The sequence below is a fragment of the Polaromonas sp. CG_9.5 genome (assembly GCF_035984465.1).
Taxonomy (GTDB): Bacteria; Pseudomonadota; Gammaproteobacteria; order Burkholderiales; family Burkholderiaceae_C; genus Polaromonas.
Window position 1 is genome coordinate 83,497 of sequence record NZ_JAXCHR010000007.1, and the last position, 19,287, is coordinate 102,783.

A 19,287-nucleotide genomic window follows, 5' to 3' on the forward strand; every position below is an offset into this window, starting at 1 on the left:
AGGCCTATTTGATGCTAAAAAAGCTGTTTTTCGACCAGCACGAATGCGCTCTGACCTTTGGGGGCTGAACCGTGCCGCAATCCGCTGCAAACCACACCACCAACATGGCCGCAGCCGGCCATGACAAGGGATTGAACGTGAGCAAAGTCCACTATTTTGGCATTCGCCACCACGGGCCGGGTTGCGCCCGCAGCCTGCTGCATGCCTTTGACGCCCTGCAGCCCGACTGCGTGCTGGTCGAAGGCCCGCCCGAAGCCGAGGGCGTGCTGGCCGCGCTGGTGTCCGAACAGATGCAGCCGCCCGTCGCGCTGCTGAGTTACTGCCCGGACGAGCCGCAGCGGGCGGTTTATCACCCTTTTGCGGTGTTCTCGCCCGAATGGCAGGCGCTGCGCTGGGCGCTGCTCAAGCAAGTGCCGGCCAGCTTCATCGACCTGCCGTTGGCGCACCAGATGGCGCTGGACAAGGCCAGGGAAGCTGCTGAAGCCGAGCAGGCGGCGAAGGCGGCGGCAGAAGCCGAGGCCGCTGTGCAGGAAGATGTACCGGCGAGCGCTGAATCCGCTGGTGATGGCGACCCGGCAGCGCCGGCTCTAGCACACGCACCGATCTCTGTCGAGGCGCAAGCCCCTGCTGCTGCTGATGAAAACGCCAGCGCCGTCGCCTTGGCACCCGGCCCGGCCAGCGCTGAAGACGAATCCAACGCCGCACCAGCCGCCGCCTCAGACACCAACGAGGACGCCGCGCCCGCCTACCGCACCGACCCGCTGAACTGGCTGGCGCAGGCCGCCGGCCATGCCGATGGCGAAAGCTGGTGGAACCACACGGTCGAGGAGCGCGGCGACGGCGAGGAGTTGTTCGCCGCCATTTCCGAAGCCATGATTACCTTGCGCACCGACCTGGGCGCGCAGGCCGAAGAGCGCGACCCGATGGAAGCCCGGCGTGAAATCCTGCGCGAAGCCTACATGCGCCAACGCATCCGCGATGCAGTCAAGCAAGGCCATGAGCGCATCGCCGTGGTCTGCGGCGCCTGGCACCTGGGAGGGCTGCAGGCCAATATCAAGCCCAGCGCCGACGCGGCCTTGCTCAAAGGCCTGCCCAAGCTCAAGGTGCAATCGACCTGGGTGCCCTGGACCTATCGCCACCTGACCCGCGCCAGCGGCTACGGCGCGGGCATTCAGGCACCGGGCTGGTACGAGCACCTGTGGCTGTTCGGCCAGCAAACCGACGCCAACCCGCTGGCGCCGCCGCCGTCGCGCACCATCGGCTGGCTGGCGCGCATCGCCCGGCTGATGCGCGAACGTGACCTGGACTGCTCGTCAGCCCACCTGATCGAAGCCGCCCGGCTGGCCGACACGCTGGCCGCCCTGCGCCAGCGGCCCCAGCCCGGCCTGGAAGAACTGCACGAGGCGACCCGCACGGTGCTGATGATGGGCGACGACTCGGCGCTGCAGTTCATCGGCGACGCGCTGCTGGTCAGCCAGAAAATGGGCCGCGTGCCGCCGGACGTGCCCACCGTGCCGCTGCAAAAAGACGTGGAGCAGCAACAAAAATCCCTGCGCCTGAAAGCCGAAGCCACCGAGCGCACGCTGGACCTGGATTTGCGCCAGCCCAACGACCTAGCGCGCAGCCACCTGCTGCACCGCCTGAACCTGATCGACATTGCCTGGGGCACCCTCAGCCGCACCGGCGGCTCGGCACGCGGCACGTTTCATGAAATCTGGTCGCTGCAGTGGCAGCCCGAGTTCATCATGAAGCTGATCGAAGCCAGCCCCTGGGGCCACAACCTGATCGCCGCCGCCACCGCTCGCAGCCTGGAGCGGGCCCAAAAAGCCACCACGTTGGGTGAGCTGTCCAAGCTGGTCAACCAAGCGCTACTGGCCGACCTGGGCGGCGCGGTGCAGGCCATCAGCCGCATTCTGGAAAACCGCGCGGCTGTCAGCGGCGACACGCTGCAACTGCTCGAAGCGCTGCCGCCGCTGGCCAATGTGTTTCGCTACGGCAACGTGCGCCAGACCGACACCGGCCTGGTCGCCCACATGTTAGACAGCCTCATCCTGCGCGCCGCCATCGCCCTGCCGCTGGCCTGCAGCGCGCTGAACGACGACGCTGCCCACACGCTGCGCGGCCACATTATTGCCGCCCACGGCGCCATTGCCCTGCGCGACGCCGAAGAACAAACCCAGGCCTGGCAGCGCGCCCTGGGCCATGTGGCGGCCAGCGGCCAGACGCATGAGCTGCTCAAAGGCCTGGCCAGCCGTCTGCTGCTCGACGACCATATCTGGGAAGCTGAAGACGCCGCGCAGGCGCTGTCGCTCAATCTGTCCAGCGGCACCGAGCCGCTGAAAGCCGCCGCCTGGCTGGAAGGCTTTTTGAACCGCAATGCGATGGTGCTGCTGCACGATGCCGCGCTGTGGCAGCTGGTGAACGACTGGCTGAGCGGCCTGGGCGAAGAACACTTCGTGCATATCCTGCCGCTGGTGCGGCGCACGTTTTCGGCGTTTAGCGCGAGTGAGCGGCGGGATTTGGGGATGCGGGCCAAGCAAGGCACCAGCGCCACGCCTGCGGTTGCCAGTGCGCCTGACTTGAATGAAGAACTGGCGGCGCTACCGCTTCCGCTGCTGAAACTGATCCTGGGAGTCCCAGCATGAGCGAATTAAACCTGACAACACCCGTTCCCGCGCTAAGCAACGAAACCCGCCTCCAACGCTGGCGCCTAGTCCTGGGCGGCGAAGCCGAAACCAGCTGCGGCAAGCTTTCAGGCGCGCCGGCTGAAATGGACCAAGCGCTGTCTGCCCTTTACGACCCTGACGGCAAGAACGGCCTGGGGGCCAGCCGCCGGGGCGGGCGCGGTGGCTCAGCCCCCAGCGTGGCGCGCTGGCTGGGCGACATCCGCAAGTACTTTCCCAGCTCGGTGGTGCAGGTCATGCAGCACGATGCGCTGGAGCGGCTGAACCTGCGCGACATGCTGCTGCAGCCGGAAATGCTGGAGAGCGTGCAGCCCGACGTGCATCTGGTCGCCAGCCTGATCTCGCTGTCGCAGGTGATTCCAGCCAGCACCAAGGACACGGCGCGCATGGTGGTGCGCAAGGTGGTCGATGCGCTGCTGAAAAAGCTCGAAGAACCGATGCGCTCGGCGGTGACCGGTGCGCTCGACCGTAGCCAGCGCAACCGCCGCCCGCGCCACAGCGAAATCGACTGGAACCGCACCATTCGCGCCAACTTGAAGCACTGGCAGCCCGAGTACCGCACCATCGTGCCCGAGCGGCTGATTGGCTATGGCCGCAAGTCGCGCAGCCCGCAGCGCGAGGTGGTGCTGTGCATTGACCAGAGCGGCTCGATGGCGGCGTCGGTGGTGTATTCGAGCATCTTTGGCGCGGTGATGGCGTCGCTGCCCGCCGTGGCGACCAAGCTGGTGGTGTTTGACACTGCCATCGTCGATTTGACCGAGCAGCTGGACGACCCGGTGGAGCTGCTGTTTGGCGTGCAGCTGGGCGGCGGCACCGACATCAACGGCGCGGTCGGCTACTGCCAGGGCATCATCCGCGAGCCACGCAACACGATACTGGTGCTGATCTCGGACTTGTACGAAGGCGGCGTCGAAGCCAATTTGCTGCGCCGCGCCGCCGAACTGGTGGCGTCGGGCGTGCAGTTCATCACGCTGCTGGCGCTGAGCGACGAAGGGGCACCGTCGTATGACCGGGCGCTGGCGGCCAAGCTGGCTGCGCTGGGCGTGCCGTCGTTTGCCTGCACGCCGGATGCGTTTCCGGGCCTGATGGCGGCGGCGATTCGCAAGGAAGACATCAACGCTTGGGCAGCCGGGCAGGGCTTGCTGACCACGCGCAAGGCGTGATCCGCCACGCTGGCTGGGATTGCTCCAGCCAGCAGGCGGGTTCCATTACCATGGCCTACCCTGGGTTGTATGGCATGGCCTTGCGCCATGCCTCAACTCCACCATTGGCTTTTCTCAGGAGAAATCATGAAAATCTGGATCACGATGGCGGCGTTGCTGGTTTCAGGCTCGGTATGGGCCGGAGAAGCGTGCGACAAGCCCAGGAACGACTTTGACGGGCTGTACTGCCTGAACAAAATCTACCAGGAAGCGGACAAGGAGCTCAACACAAATTACAAGGCGCTGGTTCCGCTTTTGAGCGGCACGGGCAAAGCGCAGCTCAAAAGCGGCCAGCTGCTGTGGCAAAAATCGCGCAACGCCGACTGCTCGCGCCAGGATGGCAACAGCTTTCTGGTCAATTTGCAGTGCGCCACGGACACCACGATTTCGCGCTCGCAATTTTTGCAAAATCGCATCCGGGAATGCAAAAGCTCAGGTTGCCTCGACAGCAAATTGTAAAAATTGATTGATGCTTCAAACCGATGCCGCCTGGCGTGTCGGTTTGACTCAGGCAGCAGGCCAATAACTCATAGCGGCAACTCTGCGCGCCGTCCAGTGTGGCATGACTCGACGGCACGTGGACGTCATCGTCAACACAGCAAATCTTCGCTGCTGAGAGTTGGCGGTGGCGGTGGCAGCGGCATTGAGGGTGCGCTTCATCGGGCCGCCCGCCCGGAACTGCGCAAACCCCTCAAATCTCGATCTTGCTTCCCAGCTCGACTACCGAATTGTTCGGCAGGTTCAGGAAGTCGGCGGCACCGCTGGCGTTGTGGTGCATCTGGGCAAACAACTTTTCGCGCCAGTTGGCCATGCCGCTGCCAATCGTCGGGATGACTGTGTCGCGCGACAGGAAATAACTGGTGGTCATCGGCTCCAGCTGGCAACCCCGGTTCTTGATCTGGCGCAGCGCCTTGGGCAAGTCCAGGTCATTCTTGAAGCCGTAGTTGACCGTGACCTGCCAGCAGTTGTGGCCGAGCGACTCCACTTCTAGCCGCTTGTCCATGCCGATCCACGGCACTTCGTGGTTGCGCACGGTCACGAACATGTTTTGCTCATGCAGCACCTTGTTGTGCTTGAGGTTGTGCAGCAAGGCGTTGGGCACGATGCCGGGCTCGGCGGTCATGAAAACGGCGGTGCCCGCGACGCGCTGCGGCGGACTGACAAACACCGAATCCAGAAAGCCGGGCAAGTCCAGGGCGTCGCTGCGCAGCTTTTCATTGAGCAGGCGGCGGCCTTCCTTCCAGGTGATCATCAGCGTGAACACGCCGCCGCCGATGACCAGCGGAAACCAGCCGCCAGCGAACAGCTTCATCAAATTGGACGCAAAAAACGCAAAATCGACGATAAAAAACACGCTGGTCGCCGCAATACACAGCGCCAGCGGGTACTTCCAGCCATAACGAATGACGTAGAAAGTCAGGATGGTGGTGATCAGCATGTCGGTACACACCGCAATGCCGTAGGCCGCCGCCAGGTTGCTTGACGAGCGGAACATCACCACCGCCAGCACGATGGTGACAAACAGCGCCCAGTTGACAAACGGCATGTAGATCTGGCCGGTGTCGCGCACGCTGGTGTGCTCAATGCGCAGCCGGGGCAGGTAGCCCATCTGGATGGCCTGCTTGGTGACGCTGAACGCGCCGGTGATCAAGGCCTGGGAAGCAATCACCGTGGCCAGCGTGGCCAGAGCGACGAGCGGCAACAAGGCCCAGTCAGGCGCCATCATGAAAAACGGATTCTTGACCGCAGCCGGATTGTTCAGCAGCAGCGCGCCCTGGCCAAAGTAGTTGAGCACCAGCGACGGCATGACGATGGAAAACCAAGCCAGCCGGATCGGCTTTTTGCCAAAGTGGCCCAGGTCGGCATACAGCGCTTCTGCGCCGGTCACGCACAGCACCACCGCGCCCAGAATGATGAAAGTCACCCCCGGATTGGCCCAGATGAACATCAGCGCGTAATGCGGACTGAGCGCAAACAATATTTCCGGATGGGTCACAATTTGCGAAACACCCAGCAGGGCAATGCAGGCAAACCAGACGATGGTGATCGGGCCGAAGAACTTTCCGATGCCCGCTGTGCCATGCTTTTGCACTGCAAACAGGCCAAACAAGATGACCAGTGTGGTGGGAACGACGGCCTTGGTGAAGTTGGGCGAGATGACTTCCAGCCCCTCGACCGCCGACAACACGGAAATAGCCGGCGTGATGACGCCGTCGCCATAAAAAAGCGAAGTGCCAAAAATGCCGACCAGCAGCAGTATCTTGCGCAACTGGGGTTTGTCCTGCACCGCTGTGGAGGCCAGCGCCAGCATGGCGATCAGCCCGCCTTCGCCGTTGTTGTCGGCGCGCAGCACCAGGGTGACGTATTTCAGCGAGACGATGACCGTCAGCGTCCAGAAAAAGATCGACAAGATGCCGTAGACGTTGTCGGGCGTGAAAGGCACATGGCCACCGCCAAACACCTCTTTGATGGAATACAGCACGCTGGTGCCGATGTCGCCGTAGACGACGCCAATGGCGCCCACGGTCAGCGCAGCAAGAGAGGATTTTTTACTTGACACAAGAGCGGTCCGTCTGGGCGATTGACCCGCTGAAACGCAGTCAAAAGCGGCCGCAGCCGACGGAATGGTTATCTAAGGGAACGCTATTTTGCACGTGTACGGCCAGCTTGCCACGGGGCAAACACCGCCGGACTGCGGAAACGCGGAGTTTGTTGCAATGCAACCACTCGATTTTCTCTTGACTACCCGCAAAACCCGGCAGTCTGATGCGCTGGCAAGCTCTTTTTCTGCTATTTAATAAAGAGCAAACTATTACCGTGCAAGCTGCGCAAGGGCCTAAAAACATCGAAAAAACAGGCTGGCGTCTGCCCGGCGCAGGGGTTCAGTCGTAAACCTCTGCGTCGGGGTCGGTGGCTTCGAGTTCGTAGCTGGCCGCCAGCATCGCCAGCCGGGCGACGACGCCGTACATATAGAAACGATTGGGGGCGCTGGAGCCGGGTTTTTGGCCGTTTTGCGGCAGCCGGCCATTGTCCGAAAACGCCAGCGGCTCGTAGCGCGCACCGGGCGCGTTGAGGTTTTCGTCCACGCCGCGCTCGGCATTCACGCGGTAAAAGCCGCCCACCACATAACGATCCATCATGTAGACCACTGGCTCGGCTACGGCGCCCTCGATGCGCTCGTTGGTCAGCACGCCTTCCTGAATCAGCATGTCAGCCGCTGGCGTGCCGTCGCGCGCTGCGCCCGGCTTGGCTTTGGTCTTGCGGCCAAGCGCTTCAAGTTCCTTGGCGTCATGCACGGTGATGACGCCCTGGCCCGAAGAGCCGTTGTCGGGCTTGAGCATGACAAACGGCTTTTCGTTGATGCCGTATTCCTTGTACTTGCGCTTGATGCGCGACAGCAGCGCATCGACATGCGTGGTCAAGCACTCCATGCCCTGCCCGTCGGCAAAACTGACGCCGCCGCAATGCGCAAACATCGGGTTGATCAGCCACGGGTCAATGCCCAGCAGCTTGCCAAAGCGCTTGGAGATTTCTTCATACGCCTTGAAGTGATTGGACTTGCGGCGCACCGACCAGCCGGCATGCAGCGGCGGCAGCAAATACTGCTCGTGCAGGTCTTCAAGCATGCCGGGAATGCCGGCAGACAGGTCGTTGTTGAGCAAGATGGTGCAGGGATCGAAATTTTTCAGTCCCAGCCGGCGGTCGGTGCGGATCAAGGGTTCGAGCACCAGACTCTCGCCGCTGGGCAGCTCTACCTTGGTCGGCTCCTTGATGTCGGGGCTGAGCGAGCCAAAACGCACATTCAGGCCGGCCTGGTGAAAAATCTGCTTGAGCTGCAGCACGTTGGCCAGATACGACGGGTTGCGCGTGTTGTGTTCAGGCACGACCAGCAGGTTGCGCGCTTCGGGGCAGATCTTTTCAATCGCGGCCATGGCGGCCTGCACTGCCAGCGGCAGCATTTGCGTCGTCAGGTGGTCCCAGCCGCCGGGGAACAGGTTGGTGTCGACCGGCGCGAGCTTGAAGCCGGCATTGCGGACATCGACCGAGCTGTAGAACGGCGGCGTGTGCTCCATCCACTCCAGACGAAACCAGCGCTCAATGGCCGGCGTGGTGTCCAGAATGCGCTGTTCGAGTTCGTTGATCGGGCCAGTCAGGGCGGTGATGAGGTGCGGAACCATGCGGCCACTTTCGAGGGAGATATCGTTATTTTGTCCGGTGACCACGGATTCTAGGTCTTATGAATCACCGCAAGTCAGCCGCGCGAGCAGATTCGGAAATGGCCTACAAGGCGTCTGGCCACGCAGAACGCGTTCTGGAGAAAATTCCGGCTCCGTCAAGGCGCAGCCTGCAATGCTTACGAGAGGTTGGGATGAAATGGCCGCTTGCAAGCGCAAAAAAGCCGCTTCCAGAGCGGCTTTTTTTCATCCGGGCCTGCGCCCGCGCTTATCCAGCCCTCAGTGGCGCACTTCGCCCTGCCCCAGCACCACATATTTCAGCGAGGTCAGGCCTTCAATGCCGACCGGGCCACGCGCATGGAACTTGTCGGTGCTGATGCCGATTTCCGCCCCCAGCCCGTACTCGAAACCGTCTGCAAAGCGCGTGCTGGCGTTGACCATCACGCTGGCCGAATCGACTTCGCGCAGGAACTGCTGAGCATGCAGGTGGTCGCGCGTCAGGATGGATTCGGTGTGGTGGCTGGAATACTCGTTGATGTGGGCAATGGCTTCGTCCACGCCTTCGACCACCTTGATGCTGATGACGGGCGCGAGGTATTCCTCGTACCAGTCCTGCTCGGTGGCCGACACGATAGTCGCTACTGAACTGATAGCTGCTTGTGCCCGCAGGATAAGCGCTGCAGCGTCATCACAGCGCATTTCTACACCTTTGGCGGCATAAATCGCGCCGATCAGCGGCAAAAACTCCTGCGCCACGCCGCGCGCCACCAGCAGGCTCTCAAGCGCATTGCAGGGGCTGTATTTCTGCGTCTTGGCGTTGTCGGCGATGTTCACCGCCATGACGATGTCGCATGGGTCATCGACATACACATGGCAGTTGCCGTCCAGATGCTTGATGACCGGCACCTTGGCGTCACGGCTGATGCGCTCGATCAGCCCCTTGCCGCCGCGCGGAATGATGACATCGACAAACGCCGGCATGGCAATGAGGTGGCCGACGGCTTCGCGGTCCGTAGTGCCTACCAGTTGCACGGCGTCTGCAGGCAGGCCGGCGTCAAGCAACGCCTGCTGCACCAGCGCGGCCAGCGCCTTGTTCGACTCAATCGCTTCAGAGCCGCCGCGCAAGATGCAGGCGTTGCCGCTCTTGATGGCGAGTGACGCCGCTTCAATCGTCACGTTCGGGCGGCTCTCGTAAATCATGCCGAACACGCCAATCGGCACGCGCATCTGGCCGACGCGGATGCCGCTGGGCTGCTCTTTCATGCCGATGATCTCGCCAATGATGTCGGGCATGGCGGCCAGCTGCTCGCAACCCAGCGCCACAGTTTCAATGTCTTTGGCCCCAAGCTTGAGCCGATCCAGCAGCGGCCCGGCCAGTCCAGCGGCAGCGGCGCGTTCCAGGTCGCGCTGGTTGGCCGACTGGAGTTCGGCCACGTTCTGCCGCAGCAATACGGCCAAGGCTTTAAGTGCTCTGTTTTTAATAGCTGCCGGCGCACGTGCCACTTGCGCAGAAGCCGCTTTTGCCTGAAAACCCAGGGTTTGCATATATTCGGCGGTGTTAAGTGCGTTCATGATTCATTTTTCAACTCAGCATTTATGGACATTGCCCGGCACGGATCACAAGCCAGCGGCGGTGATTTTTCTTGCCTTTGAAATATCCAGCTCATAGTTATTGCCATACTGGCGGACACCCATCGTAGCGTGCCTGATACACCCGTGGTAGACCGTTGAAAGCTGTCCATCCGCGTAGTGAACGAGCATCAGCTCATCGGCCAAGTCCAGTGTTTTTTTTGAGATGGCAACAAAACCCGACAATTGAGCGGTCGTCTTGACGCTTATTTTTTTGTTGTCGTAGGCCAGTACATCAAAGCCCGGCTGGTTCACCCTTTCGGGAAGCGCACCCCGGGTTTCCTTGACACAATAAAACTCGCCCAGGCGGCCCATCAAATGGCGGAGTTCTGTGGGTTTAGCGCCAAATTCCTTGATCTCAAACAGCATCAGCGCCAGGTATTTTTCATACAAGGGCTGGATATTTTCATAATTGATCATGACGACGCGCTTTGATCAGCAGCTGTTTCTTGATCGGATCTATCTCGTACTGATAAACCTCGAACAGGTGGTCATCAAACCTCATGGAGGTATGAAACGTGCCGGTTTGCGGATTCATCAGGTTGACAATTTCCTGCGCTGTCGCTTTGCACGGCGCGACAAAACCGTCTCCCTTGAATTGGACGCGTACCGAGAACTCGCCCTCTCCAGAAAACAGGGAAAAATATTCAGGTGCATTCATGCCGGGCAGCTCCAATCAAATTCAAGCCGATCGGGTGCATCGGGCTTCGTTGCATGAATTTTCGCATGCGTATTCAAAGCACCCGGGCGGCCGCCTTCAAGCATTCCACCCTCAGCTTTTCGGCGCCACGCCCCGGCGCTGCATCATGTCTTCACTCATGGCAAGCACCGCGTCGGGCGACAGTGCGGCCTGGGCGGCGGGGTAGGCTACGCCGTCCTCGTCGTCCAGGTGCTGGCGGTACAGGGCGGCAAATGCGGTCAAGGCGGCGGTCTGCTCTGGCATAAGCGGCGTCCAGCCCGATTCGGGGCTGTCGGCGATGGCCAGCAGCACGCGGCGCGCTTCGGCCCAGGCGACTTCCATGTCGCGGTGGTTTTGCAGCAGCCGTGCCACCAGCGCGTGCAGCGCCTTATCCGGCCCGCTCAGCAGCGCAGGAAACACATGCAGTTCTTCGTCCTGGTGGTGCAGCGGCGCGGCAATGTCGAAGTAGCGCATCACGTCGCGTGCGGCTTGGCGGGCAGACGCGTCGCAGCCCTTGTCCAGCAGGTGCTGCTGCAGTTTGGCCTGCAAGTTGAGCATGCGCTCGACACGCTCGTGGCAGGTTGCCAGCATCTCGAACGGTTCTTCAAAACCTGCCGCCGGCGCGCTGTGGCCGGGCAGCATGACGGGGCGGCCGCTTGCCGGTTTGAAATGAATGGGACTGCGCATGCGAGACCCCGTCAGCCGATCTGGACCGGGTGGCCTTGCGGGTCGAACGGAATGTAAGCACCGTGTTGGCCCTGCTTGATGGCTTCCACCATGCGCTGCAGCGGCTCCTCGGCGTCTTCGTTGGTCGGTGCGCGGTTCACGGTGCCCGACATGGCGGCGGCAAACACAATGCCCCAGGGCTGGGCGCCGAACTGGATGGATTCTGCGACCAGCGCGCTAAACGACGCCAACTCGTCGGGGCGCTTGTCGACGCACATCAACGGCACGAGCGCACCGCCCTGCCCGGCCTCAAAGCGCGCGCGCTGCTCAGGCGTGGCGTCGTCGGGCAGTTCCACGCCGGCAAACACAAACAGCAGGCGCTGCGGTTCAGGCTGGCTGCGGGCGGCCTGCAAAAGATCGTCAAAACTCGAAATGGTCATGGGAAGCATCCAGTCATGAAAAAAGAAAAACAAAGCATGTGCTGCCTAGCGATTAGAAACCTGCCACCGCATTGCCGTCAGGCGAAAGGCGACTGACGAAATCAGCAGGCACAGGCCGCAAGCGGGCTTTCTTGCGCGACTGCACCGTGCCCACGCTGACAAAGCACAGCGCGTGTTCGCCGGGCATCAGGCTGAACAACGTACGCAGCCCGGCGGATTTGAGCGCCTTGCCGCTGGTCAGCGCAGAGCCGTAACCCAGCGCAGTCGCCATCAGCAGCATGTTTTGCACCGCGCAGCCGGCGGATATGGTGCGCTCGGCCAAGTCAATCTCTGCATCGCCGCACAAGCCATCAACGACCACCAGCATCAGCAGCGGCGAGCGGTGCGCTTTTTCTTGCGCCTGCGCGACTTGCCCGGGCGTGGCGGCGGCATCGCGCTCGACCAGCGCCGCACCGAACACCTCGGCCAGCGCGGCGCGCGCGGCCTGCGGCACGATGACAAAACGCCACGGCAACAACTGGCCGTGGTCGGGCGCGCTGGCGGCGGCGTTCAACATGAGTTCAAGCTGGGCCGCATCGGGGCCGGGCGCGGTCAAGCGCTTGGGCAAGATGGTTTGCCGCGACTGCATCAGCGCCGCAGCCATCGCCGCCAGGCCGTGGTCGGCCAGCGCTTGCGCCGGTTCAGCGGGGAAGCTCATCGGGTACTGATCTTTTGCAAGAGCCATGCTCAACACGCAGGCAGCCCTGCCGGCTTCGGCAAGTCAATGGCGCGCGAGCAGCAGGCGCTCATCCGCACGTGCCCAGATGGCCGCACTGCGTGCAGTAGTCGCAGCCGTCTTTGCGAATCACCGCGTGCGCGCCGCATTCGCTGCACTTCTTGCCCGCCATCACCGGCGGCGCGAGGCTGGACACCCCTTGCGCCGGTTCTGCTGGCAGCATGCTGACCGGGGCCTGCACGCCGCGTTGGGCGATGATGTTTTGCAAAGCATAGGCAATCGCTGCCACCTCCGAGTCGTGCCACATCGGCACGCGCGTACCGTCGGCTTTTTCGTGGGTGCCGAGCCGCACCGGGCCCCGGTCCCAAGCCACCTTGCGCATGTCGCTGAGCGCGCGCGCCAAGAAGCCGCCGCGCGCCGCCAGCGACAGCATGCGCATGCTCGACGTGATCCATTGCTGCGATTCGCCGCTTTGCCCCACCGGCATGAAAAATTCGATGGCGCGATCCACCGTGCCGTTGCCATCAGCGGCAGGCACCGGCAAAAACGACACCACGATGTACAGCGTCTTGTGGCCTTCCTGCGTCCAGTAGTCGACCTTTTCAGCCACCGCTGACAGCGCGCCCTTGGGCCGGCTTTCGATGACCGTGCGCATCGGGTCTACGGGCGCGGCGGCGGCGGCGGCAGGCACGGCTTCAGGGCTGGCATGGACTTCGAGCACCGAACCCAAAATAGCATTGGGCCGGTACGTGGCCAGGCCCTTGAGCCGTGCGCGCCAGGCCTGCTGGTACAGGCTCTTGAAGTCGTCGTAGGCGCAGTCGGCCGGCACGTTCACGGTCTTGGAAATTGCCGTGTCGATGAAGGGCTGCACCGCCTGCATCATGGCGATGTGGCTGGTGGCCGACATCTCCAGCGCCGAGACGAAATAGTCGGGCAGCTGGTCCATGTTGCCGCCCAGTTCGCGGTACAGCCGCCAGGCGTGGTCCTCGACCGCGTATTCGGTGGTGCTGCCGTCGGACTCGCGCTTCTTGCGTTTGTACATCCACGAAAACGCCGGCTCGATGCCGTTGGAGGCGTTGTCGGCAAACGCCAGGCTGACGGTGCCCGTCGGCGCAATCGACAGCAGATGGCTGTTGCGGATGCCGCCGGCGCGAATGGCTTGCTGCAACTCTGCCGGCAGCCGGCTGGCAAAGGTGCCCGGTGCCAAATAACCGTCAGCGTCGAATTTGGGGAACGCGCCTTTTTCTGCTGCCAGCGCCACCGACGCGGCATAGGCCGCGTCGCGCAGGCGTTCGGCGATGCGCGCCGCCATGTCGCGGCCTTCGGGTGCGTCGTAGCGCAGGCGCAGCATCGTCAGCGCATTGCCCAGGCCGGTAAAACCGACCCCGATGCGGCGCTTGGCGCTCGATTCAGCCTGCTGCTGCGGCAGCGGCCAAAAGGTCACTTCCAGCACGTTGTCCAGCGCGCGCACCTGCGTGGCGACCGAGGCTTCAAACGCCTCGAAGTCAAATTCAGGCTCGCCATCAAAGCCAAACGGATGGCGCACAAAACGCGTCAGGATGATGGGCCCAAGGTCGCAGCAGCCGTAGGGCGGAAGGGGTTGCTCACCGCAGTTGTGTACATACAGGCCGTTGGCGTCGAAAGCGTGGACATCGTCCACCGTCACATCGAACACTTCTTCAAAACCGTCGTCCAGCACGGACTCGACCGTGGCCGTGAAGCGCTCGCGGTTCAACTGGCGGCTGTAACCGCCCAGCGCCTGCGCCAGCCGTGTGGACTTGTCGGTGTCGGCAAAGCCGATACGCTCGGCGTAAACGCGCAGGTTGTCGGCGCTGATGACCAGCTCATGCTGCGCAGCGGTGTCGTATAGCTTGAGCCCGCCACGCCCATCGGGCAGATTGCGTGCTTGCGACAATCGGCGATTGGGGTAAATCGTCGAGGCGATGCCCAAGCGAAGCAGCATGCGCTGCGCGGCCTGAAGCAGCAGCAAATCACTTTGCGACAGGCGAACGCTGACGCCTTTGTCCTGCGCACCCTGCACCGAACCGTCGGCGTCAAAGAGCCCGCGCAACAGCCCCACCGCAAAGTCGGAAGACGTTTTTTCCATCGCGGGCGTGATGGTCTTGTGGCCAGGGCGCATGCCCATTTCATGCGCCAGCTTCCAAACCGCAGCGGATGCCATACGCACCTCACCACGGCCGGCGACCGGGCGCTGGAAACCGCAAAAATCGGCCCGATGCCGCAAGGTGGACGCCGCCGTTTCAGCCGCGTTAATAATGCCGCCCGCGCCGGTTTGTGCGTAAGCCATGGCGCCATTGCTTACCGCCTTCAATTCAGGCGACCAGACCGAAATCACGGCCTTGTCACTTTTCAGCGTGCCATCGCCCACCAGCAGCCCCAGCAAATAGCCTTCGGCATCGGTGCCGATGCCGTCCCATCCGCTCATTGAACGGTGGTCATTCAACAAAATTTCGTCGCCTGTCTGTAGCTGATTAGCTTCAACCCACTCGGCTTGCAGCAGGTGGCGGGTCTTGTGCGCCACGCGCCGCACCTTGTGCCCGGCTGTCAGGCGCAGTGACTGGCCTTCACGGGTCTTCAATGCCAGCACGGATTGTTGGCCGGTGCTGAAAAAGCCTTCGCTGGTCACGCTGTAAGCCTTTCCATCAACCACGGCGCTGAAACGCCGGCCCGTTAAATCAGCCACCTGCGCCGGACCATCGGTGGTCATGACCCAGGTATCTGCCGTCACGCACGGGTTCGTCGCCGCAATCGACTCGCAGTAACGCAGGTTGTTGTCCGTATTGATGTTGTCCAGAAACAAAATGCCGGGTTCGGCAAAGTCATAGGCGGACTTCATCACCGTGTCCCACATGTCACGCGCCGCCACGGTCTGGTAGACCCACAGGCCGTCGGCGCGCTGGAAGGCACCTTGCGCAATCAGGGCAGCACCGGGTCTGGCCTGATGCACCAGCTCCCACGGTTGATCGTCGTTCAGCGCCTGCATGAAAGCGTCCGACATGCCCACCGACACATTAAAGTTGTTCCAGCGGCCGGGCGTACGCTTGGCGGTGATGAACTCCATCACGTCAGGATGGTCGATGCGCAGCACGCCCATTTGCGCGCCGCGCCGCGCGCCCGCGCTTTCGACCGTGGAGCACGACTGATCAAACACATTGATGTAGCTGCAGGGGCCCGACGCCATCGAATGCGTGCCCTTGACCTCGGCGTTGCGCGGCCGGATGCGTGAAAAGTCGTAGCCGACGCCGCCGCCGCGCCGCATGGTTTCGGCGGCTTCGCGCAGGGCTTCGTAAATGCCGGGGTAGCCGCCGTCATCGACGCCCTGGATGCAGTCGCCGACCGGCTGCACGAAGCAGTTGATCAGCGTTGCCTGGATGTCCGTGCCCGCCGCGCTCATGATGCGGCCCGCGCCGATGGCGCCGGCGTGCAGGTTTTCCAAAAACAGCGCCTCGTGCTTTTCGCGCTCGGCAGGCAGCTCGACCGACGCCAGCGCCCGCGCCACGCGGCGGTACACGTCTTCCAGACCGCTTTCGCCGGGCTTGAGGTATTTTTCCTTCAGCACGTCGTGGCTGATGGGCTGGGTGGCGGTCAGGTCTTGGGGCCGTCCGAAATGTTCGCGCTTCATGTCTGCTTTTCCTCAGGAAAGCGCTGCGGAGCGACCATCGCCGGGCAGCGGTTGTATCAAATTTTTAAGCCACTACGCCTTTTTTTCAAAAAGCCAGCTGCTTCGCAAGTGGCAAGAATAGACGTTTTGCGGCTCTATTTGCAGCGAAGTGCTGCCCCGCTTTCAGGGTTAAAGCGCTTTAGTGATGCAGCGCAAGCATGGCGGGCCATGCCTGCTATCAAAAACAAAAAACCGTTTTTATCTGCAAGGCGACTCGGCCCTGACGGGCAGCGAGGTTGCAAGGCAGTTAAAGCGTCTGATTTATGACCAAATAGGGCGTTAGCGCATGCTGAACGTGCGCTGGCAGCTATTAAAAACAGAGCATCGAGCAGTTTTGGCTGTTTCAACAACCCAACCGCCAGCCGCACAGTGTTCGCCCTACGGCCTGTTCAATCGCAAATCACCTGACCGTCGTGTTCCACATAGGGCTGGTACGGCCCGGTGCCGCAGTTTGAGGCCAGCGACGCGGGCACGAAGTCGCCGTGCTGGGCATCAAAAATGTGGATTTCTCCTTCCTCAATCACATAGTGCCAGCCGTGCAGCGTGAGGGTTTCGGCCTCTACGGCGCGGCGCACCATCGGGTAACCCATCAGCCGCTCCAGCTGCAGCACGACCGAGCGCTGCTCGGTGCGGCGCAGGGCTTCGGGGCTGGGCTGCACGGGCAGCAAGGCTTCTTGTACCAGCTTGAGCCAGGCTTTCAGCGCCACGGCTTCATCGGGCACGCCTTCATAAGCCGCGCGGATGCCGCCGCACTGGCTATGGCCGCAAACGACGATGCGTTCGACGTTCAAGCTCAGCACGGCGTATTCAATCGCGGCCGTGGTGCCGTGCAGGCCGTGCGATCCGCCATAAGGCGGAATGAAGGCGCCGACGTTGCGCACGATGAACAACTCGCCGGGGCCGGTGCCGGTCAGCAGGTAAGGCACCAGGCGCGAGTCCGAGCAGCCGATGAACAGCGTCTTGGGGTGCTGGCCCTCCGCCACCAAGTCCTGAAAACGCTGTTGGTGCAGCGGAAAATAGTCCGACTTGAAACACCGCAAGCGCAGCAACAGCGCGTCGTTGGCTGCGGCGTTTCCGGTCATTGCACCAAGGGCGAATCCGCCCCTTCCAGCTCAATGCCGTCGAGCTGCGCTTCGCCCACCAGCAGGCTCATGTACTGGTGCAATGCCCGCGCGCGCGACTGCATCGCCAACAAGGCTTTGATGCGCTCGTGCACTTCGGCGTAAGCGGGCTGCTTGCCGGCGCGGCGACTCAGCACTTCGATGATGTGAAAGCCGAAACGCGTGTGGATCAGCCGTGGATGCACGCCCATGCCCCACTGCGAATGCTTCTGGTGAAACAACTCGTTGGCCAGTTCGGGCGCGCAGTCGTCCGGGCCAATCCAACCCAGGTCGCCGCCTTGCGGGCTGGTCGGGCAGTTCGACAGCTCGGCGGCCAGCTGGGCAAAGCGCTCGGGCGATGCGTCCTTGCGCGTCAGCTCCAGCAGGGCCTTTTCGGCATGCACGGTGAGCGCATGCACGTTCACGCCGGGCGTGACGGCAAACAGGATATGCCGCACATGCAGCGCCTGCCCGACCACGAACTGCGACGGATTGGCCTCGAAATACCGCTGGCATTCGTCTTCGTTGGGCTGCGGGCTTTGCACTTCGGCATCGACCATCGCTTCGATGATCTGGCGCTCGGCCTCGCCCAGTTCGGGCGCGGTCAGCTCGGTGTGACGCGGCAGCAGGCCCTTCATCACGGCCTGCTGGCGCAGCAGTTCGGTGTAAGCGCGTTCGCGCAGTTCGTCCTCATTCGGGCGCTGGCCGGGCGCATGCAGGGCAATGCCGTTGATGTACGCCGTGGGAGCAAGGGTCTGGCCGGACGTGTTGGAACACTGGCAGGCACTGCTGCCGCAGCCGGTGACGGTAGAGGTGGGATCGTTCATGAGAATTTGCTTTCTGGCTTCGCCGTATTAATGGGCTTGGCCGGGCGCTTTTTGCGCTTGGGCAGACGGTTGCTGGGGACGCGGTGCCGTGCGGGTCGTAGCGCCCACATCCAGACGGCGGCTACGCACCACCTGATAAGGCCGGAACAGGTAACCGACCGAAGCAAAACCGCTCCACACATGGACCAGACGGCTGAACGGGAACAGCAAAAAGATCGTCATGCCGAACACGATGTGCAGCAGATACGGCCAAGGCAGACCCCACAGCACTTCGGCGTCCACCGTGCGCAGTGTCAGGATACGCTGCGCCCAGTCGGCCAGGATCAGCATCACGCTGCCGTCAGAGTGCGCCCATGAAAACGGCAGGGTAATCAGGCCAATCACCAGTTGCACCCAGAGGATCAGCAAAATCGCCAGGTCGGTCTTGTGGCTGGTGTAGCGGATGCGCTCATCGAACATGCGGCGGTAGATCAGCATGCTCAAACCGATGAAGCAAATCACACCAAACAGGCCGCCCGAGTAGATGGCAATCTTCTGCTTGACCGACGCTTCCAGGAAGTGCGCATAAAACGCATGCGGCGCCAGCAGGCCGACCAGGTGGCCGAAAAACAGAAACAAAATGCCGACGTGAAACAGGTTGCTGCCCCAGCGCAAAAGCCCGGTGCGCAGCAGCTGCGACGAGTCGCTTTTCCAGGTGTACTGGTCGCGGTCAAAGCGGATCAGGCTGCCGAGCAAAAACACCGTCAGGCAGATGTAGGGATAGACCCCGAATAAAAAACCGTGCAGGGAGTTCATGCTTGTGCTCCTTGGGAAGGACGTGGCTTGCGAACGATGTGGATGGGTTGCGGCTGGTCCGGCTTGGATTGGCCCTTGGACGAGCAGCCGTCAAAAACGACCGGCTCCTGCCAGACCGCATCGATGGCTTCCTCGGCGGCAATTTCAACCGGTGAGGCTTTCTCGCCGGCCAGTTCCAGCAGTGCGCCCAGCACGCAGGCGTACGCACTGCCGCGCTGCTGCAAGGCGGCAAAAATGGCGTTGAAGATATGCGCCATCTCTGCCAGAAACTCGCGCGCCTCGCGGGGCGGCTGGGTCGAGGTGAATTCGAGCACCACCGGCAAAAAGTCGGGCATTTCGCCTTCGGCCAGGTACATGCCGGCTTTTCCGTAGGTTTGCGCCAGGTCGATCATGGCCGGCCCCCGGTCGCGCGAGTCGCCATGCACATGCTCGAACAGGTGCAGCGAGGTGGCGCGGCCCCGGTCGAACAGCTCGACATAAGCGGCTTCGATTTCCAGCGCTTCCTTGCGCGCCAGCGTGTCGATCAGCGCATCGAGTTCGGCCAGCCGCTGCGGAGGCAAAGCTTTTTCTTCATGCAGCGCAGCACGCATATCGGCCAGGTCAGCGCGCAGTTCGGCGTCCGGGTAGCCCAGCAGCCGGGCCAGCACGCGCAGGCTTTTTGTCGCCTTGGGAATAGTGTTGAACAGTGCCATG

General features: G+C 62.3%; 17 protein-coding genes. 4 read left to right on the plus strand and 13 right to left on the minus strand.

What is annotated here, in order from left to right:
- Positions 1–137 precede the first annotated feature (137 nt).
- The 3 genes from RCH06_RS07520 (at position 138) to RCH06_RS07530 (ending at position 4,345) form a co-directional block, all read left to right on the plus strand.
- Positions 138–2,645: a DUF5682 family protein gene (locus tag RCH06_RS07520; RefSeq protein ID WP_327080826.1), complete on the plus strand. Its 2,508-nt coding sequence runs from the start codon at positions 138–140 to the stop codon at positions 2,643–2,645.
- A complete protein-coding gene (locus RCH06_RS07525; RefSeq protein ID WP_327080827.1) occupies positions 2,642–3,847 on the plus strand; it encodes a VWA domain-containing protein in 1,206 nt (401 codons plus the stop codon). Before RCH06_RS07520 ends, RCH06_RS07525 begins: the two co-directional genes overlap by 4 nt.
- Positions 3,848–3,973: 126 nt before the next feature.
- Complete coding sequence (locus RCH06_RS07530; RefSeq protein ID WP_327080828.1) at positions 3,974–4,345, plus strand: lysozyme inhibitor LprI family protein; 372 nt, start codon at positions 3,974–3,976, stop codon at positions 4,343–4,345.
- A gap of 232 nt (positions 4,346–4,577) precedes the next feature.
- Here RCH06_RS07530 and RCH06_RS07535 read toward each other — a convergent pair whose 3' ends face one another.
- The 9 genes from RCH06_RS07535 to RCH06_RS07575 form a co-directional block, all read right to left on the minus strand.
- Positions 4,578–6,446, minus strand: a complete 1,869-nt coding sequence (locus RCH06_RS07535; RefSeq protein ID WP_327080829.1) for a potassium transporter Kup — start codon at positions 6,444–6,446, stop codon at positions 4,578–4,580.
- Between the two features lie 322 nt (positions 6,447–6,768).
- On the minus strand, positions 6,769–8,064 hold the full coding sequence (gene gshA / locus RCH06_RS07540) for a glutamate--cysteine ligase (protein ID WP_327080899.1): 1,296 nt from the start codon (positions 8,062–8,064) through the stop codon (positions 6,769–6,771).
- A gap of 276 nt (positions 8,065–8,340) precedes the next feature.
- Positions 8,341–9,633, minus strand: coding sequence for a glutamate-5-semialdehyde dehydrogenase (locus RCH06_RS07545; RefSeq protein ID WP_327080830.1), 1,293 nt, complete (start codon positions 9,631–9,633; stop codon positions 8,341–8,343).
- A gap of 45 nt (positions 9,634–9,678) precedes the next feature.
- Entirely contained in the window at positions 9,679–10,059 is a 381-nt protein-coding gene (locus RCH06_RS07550) for a DUF6998 domain-containing protein (RefSeq protein ID WP_327080831.1), read from the minus strand.
- Between the two features lie 37 nt (positions 10,060–10,096).
- Positions 10,097–10,351, minus strand: coding sequence for a hypothetical protein (locus RCH06_RS07555; RefSeq protein ID WP_327080832.1), 255 nt, complete (start codon positions 10,349–10,351; stop codon positions 10,097–10,099).
- Between the two features lie 111 nt (positions 10,352–10,462).
- Complete coding sequence (locus RCH06_RS07560; RefSeq protein ID WP_442799621.1) at positions 10,463–10,960, minus strand: hemerythrin domain-containing protein; 498 nt, start codon at positions 10,958–10,960, stop codon at positions 10,463–10,465.
- A gap of 107 nt (positions 10,961–11,067) precedes the next feature.
- The gene (locus RCH06_RS07565; protein WP_327080834.1) at positions 11,068–11,475 is read right to left on the minus strand and encodes a ribonucleotide reductase subunit alpha; all 408 of its coding nucleotides are present in this window, start codon (positions 11,473–11,475) and stop codon (positions 11,068–11,070) included.
- A 52-nt stretch (positions 11,476–11,527) separates the two neighbouring features.
- On the minus strand, positions 11,528–12,172 hold the full coding sequence (locus RCH06_RS07570) for a nitroreductase family protein (RefSeq protein WP_327080835.1): 645 nt from the start codon (positions 12,170–12,172) through the stop codon (positions 11,528–11,530).
- 88 nt (positions 12,173–12,260) lie between these two features.
- Positions 12,261–15,833 (minus strand): LAGLIDADG family homing endonuclease, encoded by a 3,573-nt coding sequence (locus RCH06_RS07575; RefSeq protein WP_327080836.1) that lies wholly within the window; start codon positions 15,831–15,833, stop codon positions 12,261–12,263.
- Between RCH06_RS07575 and RCH06_RS07580 the strand changes: the two genes are divergently transcribed.
- Positions 15,819–16,139 (plus strand): hypothetical protein, encoded by a 321-nt coding sequence (locus RCH06_RS07580; RefSeq protein ID WP_327080837.1) that lies wholly within the window; start codon positions 15,819–15,821, stop codon positions 16,137–16,139. The two genes, RCH06_RS07575 and RCH06_RS07580, sit on opposite strands and share 15 nt — an antisense overlap.
- Before the next feature lie 122 nt (positions 16,140–16,261).
- On the opposite strand, the gene RCH06_RS07585 is transcribed toward RCH06_RS07580, so the two are convergent.
- The 4 genes from RCH06_RS07585 to narJ are packed head-to-tail and all read right to left on the minus strand — an operon-like array spanning position 16,262 to position 19,286.
- Positions 16,262–16,954: a carbonic anhydrase gene (locus RCH06_RS07585; protein ID WP_327080838.1), complete on the minus strand. Its 693-nt coding sequence runs from the start codon at positions 16,952–16,954 to the stop codon at positions 16,262–16,264.
- Positions 16,951–17,799: a peptidylprolyl isomerase gene (locus tag RCH06_RS07590; RefSeq protein ID WP_327080839.1), complete on the minus strand. Its 849-nt coding sequence runs from the start codon at positions 17,797–17,799 to the stop codon at positions 16,951–16,953. Before RCH06_RS07590 ends, RCH06_RS07585 begins: the two co-directional genes overlap by 4 nt.
- A 27-nt stretch (positions 17,800–17,826) precedes the next feature.
- Complete coding sequence (gene narI, locus RCH06_RS07595) at positions 17,827–18,594, minus strand: respiratory nitrate reductase subunit gamma (protein WP_327080840.1); 768 nt, start codon at positions 18,592–18,594, stop codon at positions 17,827–17,829.
- Positions 18,591–19,286 carry a nitrate reductase molybdenum cofactor assembly chaperone gene (narJ, locus tag RCH06_RS07600; protein WP_327080841.1) on the minus strand — a complete coding sequence of 232 codons (696 nt, stop codon included), beginning with the start codon at positions 19,284–19,286 and terminating at the stop codon, positions 18,591–18,593. Before narJ ends, narI begins: the two co-directional genes overlap by 4 nt.
- Position 19,287: the final 1 nt, after the last annotated feature.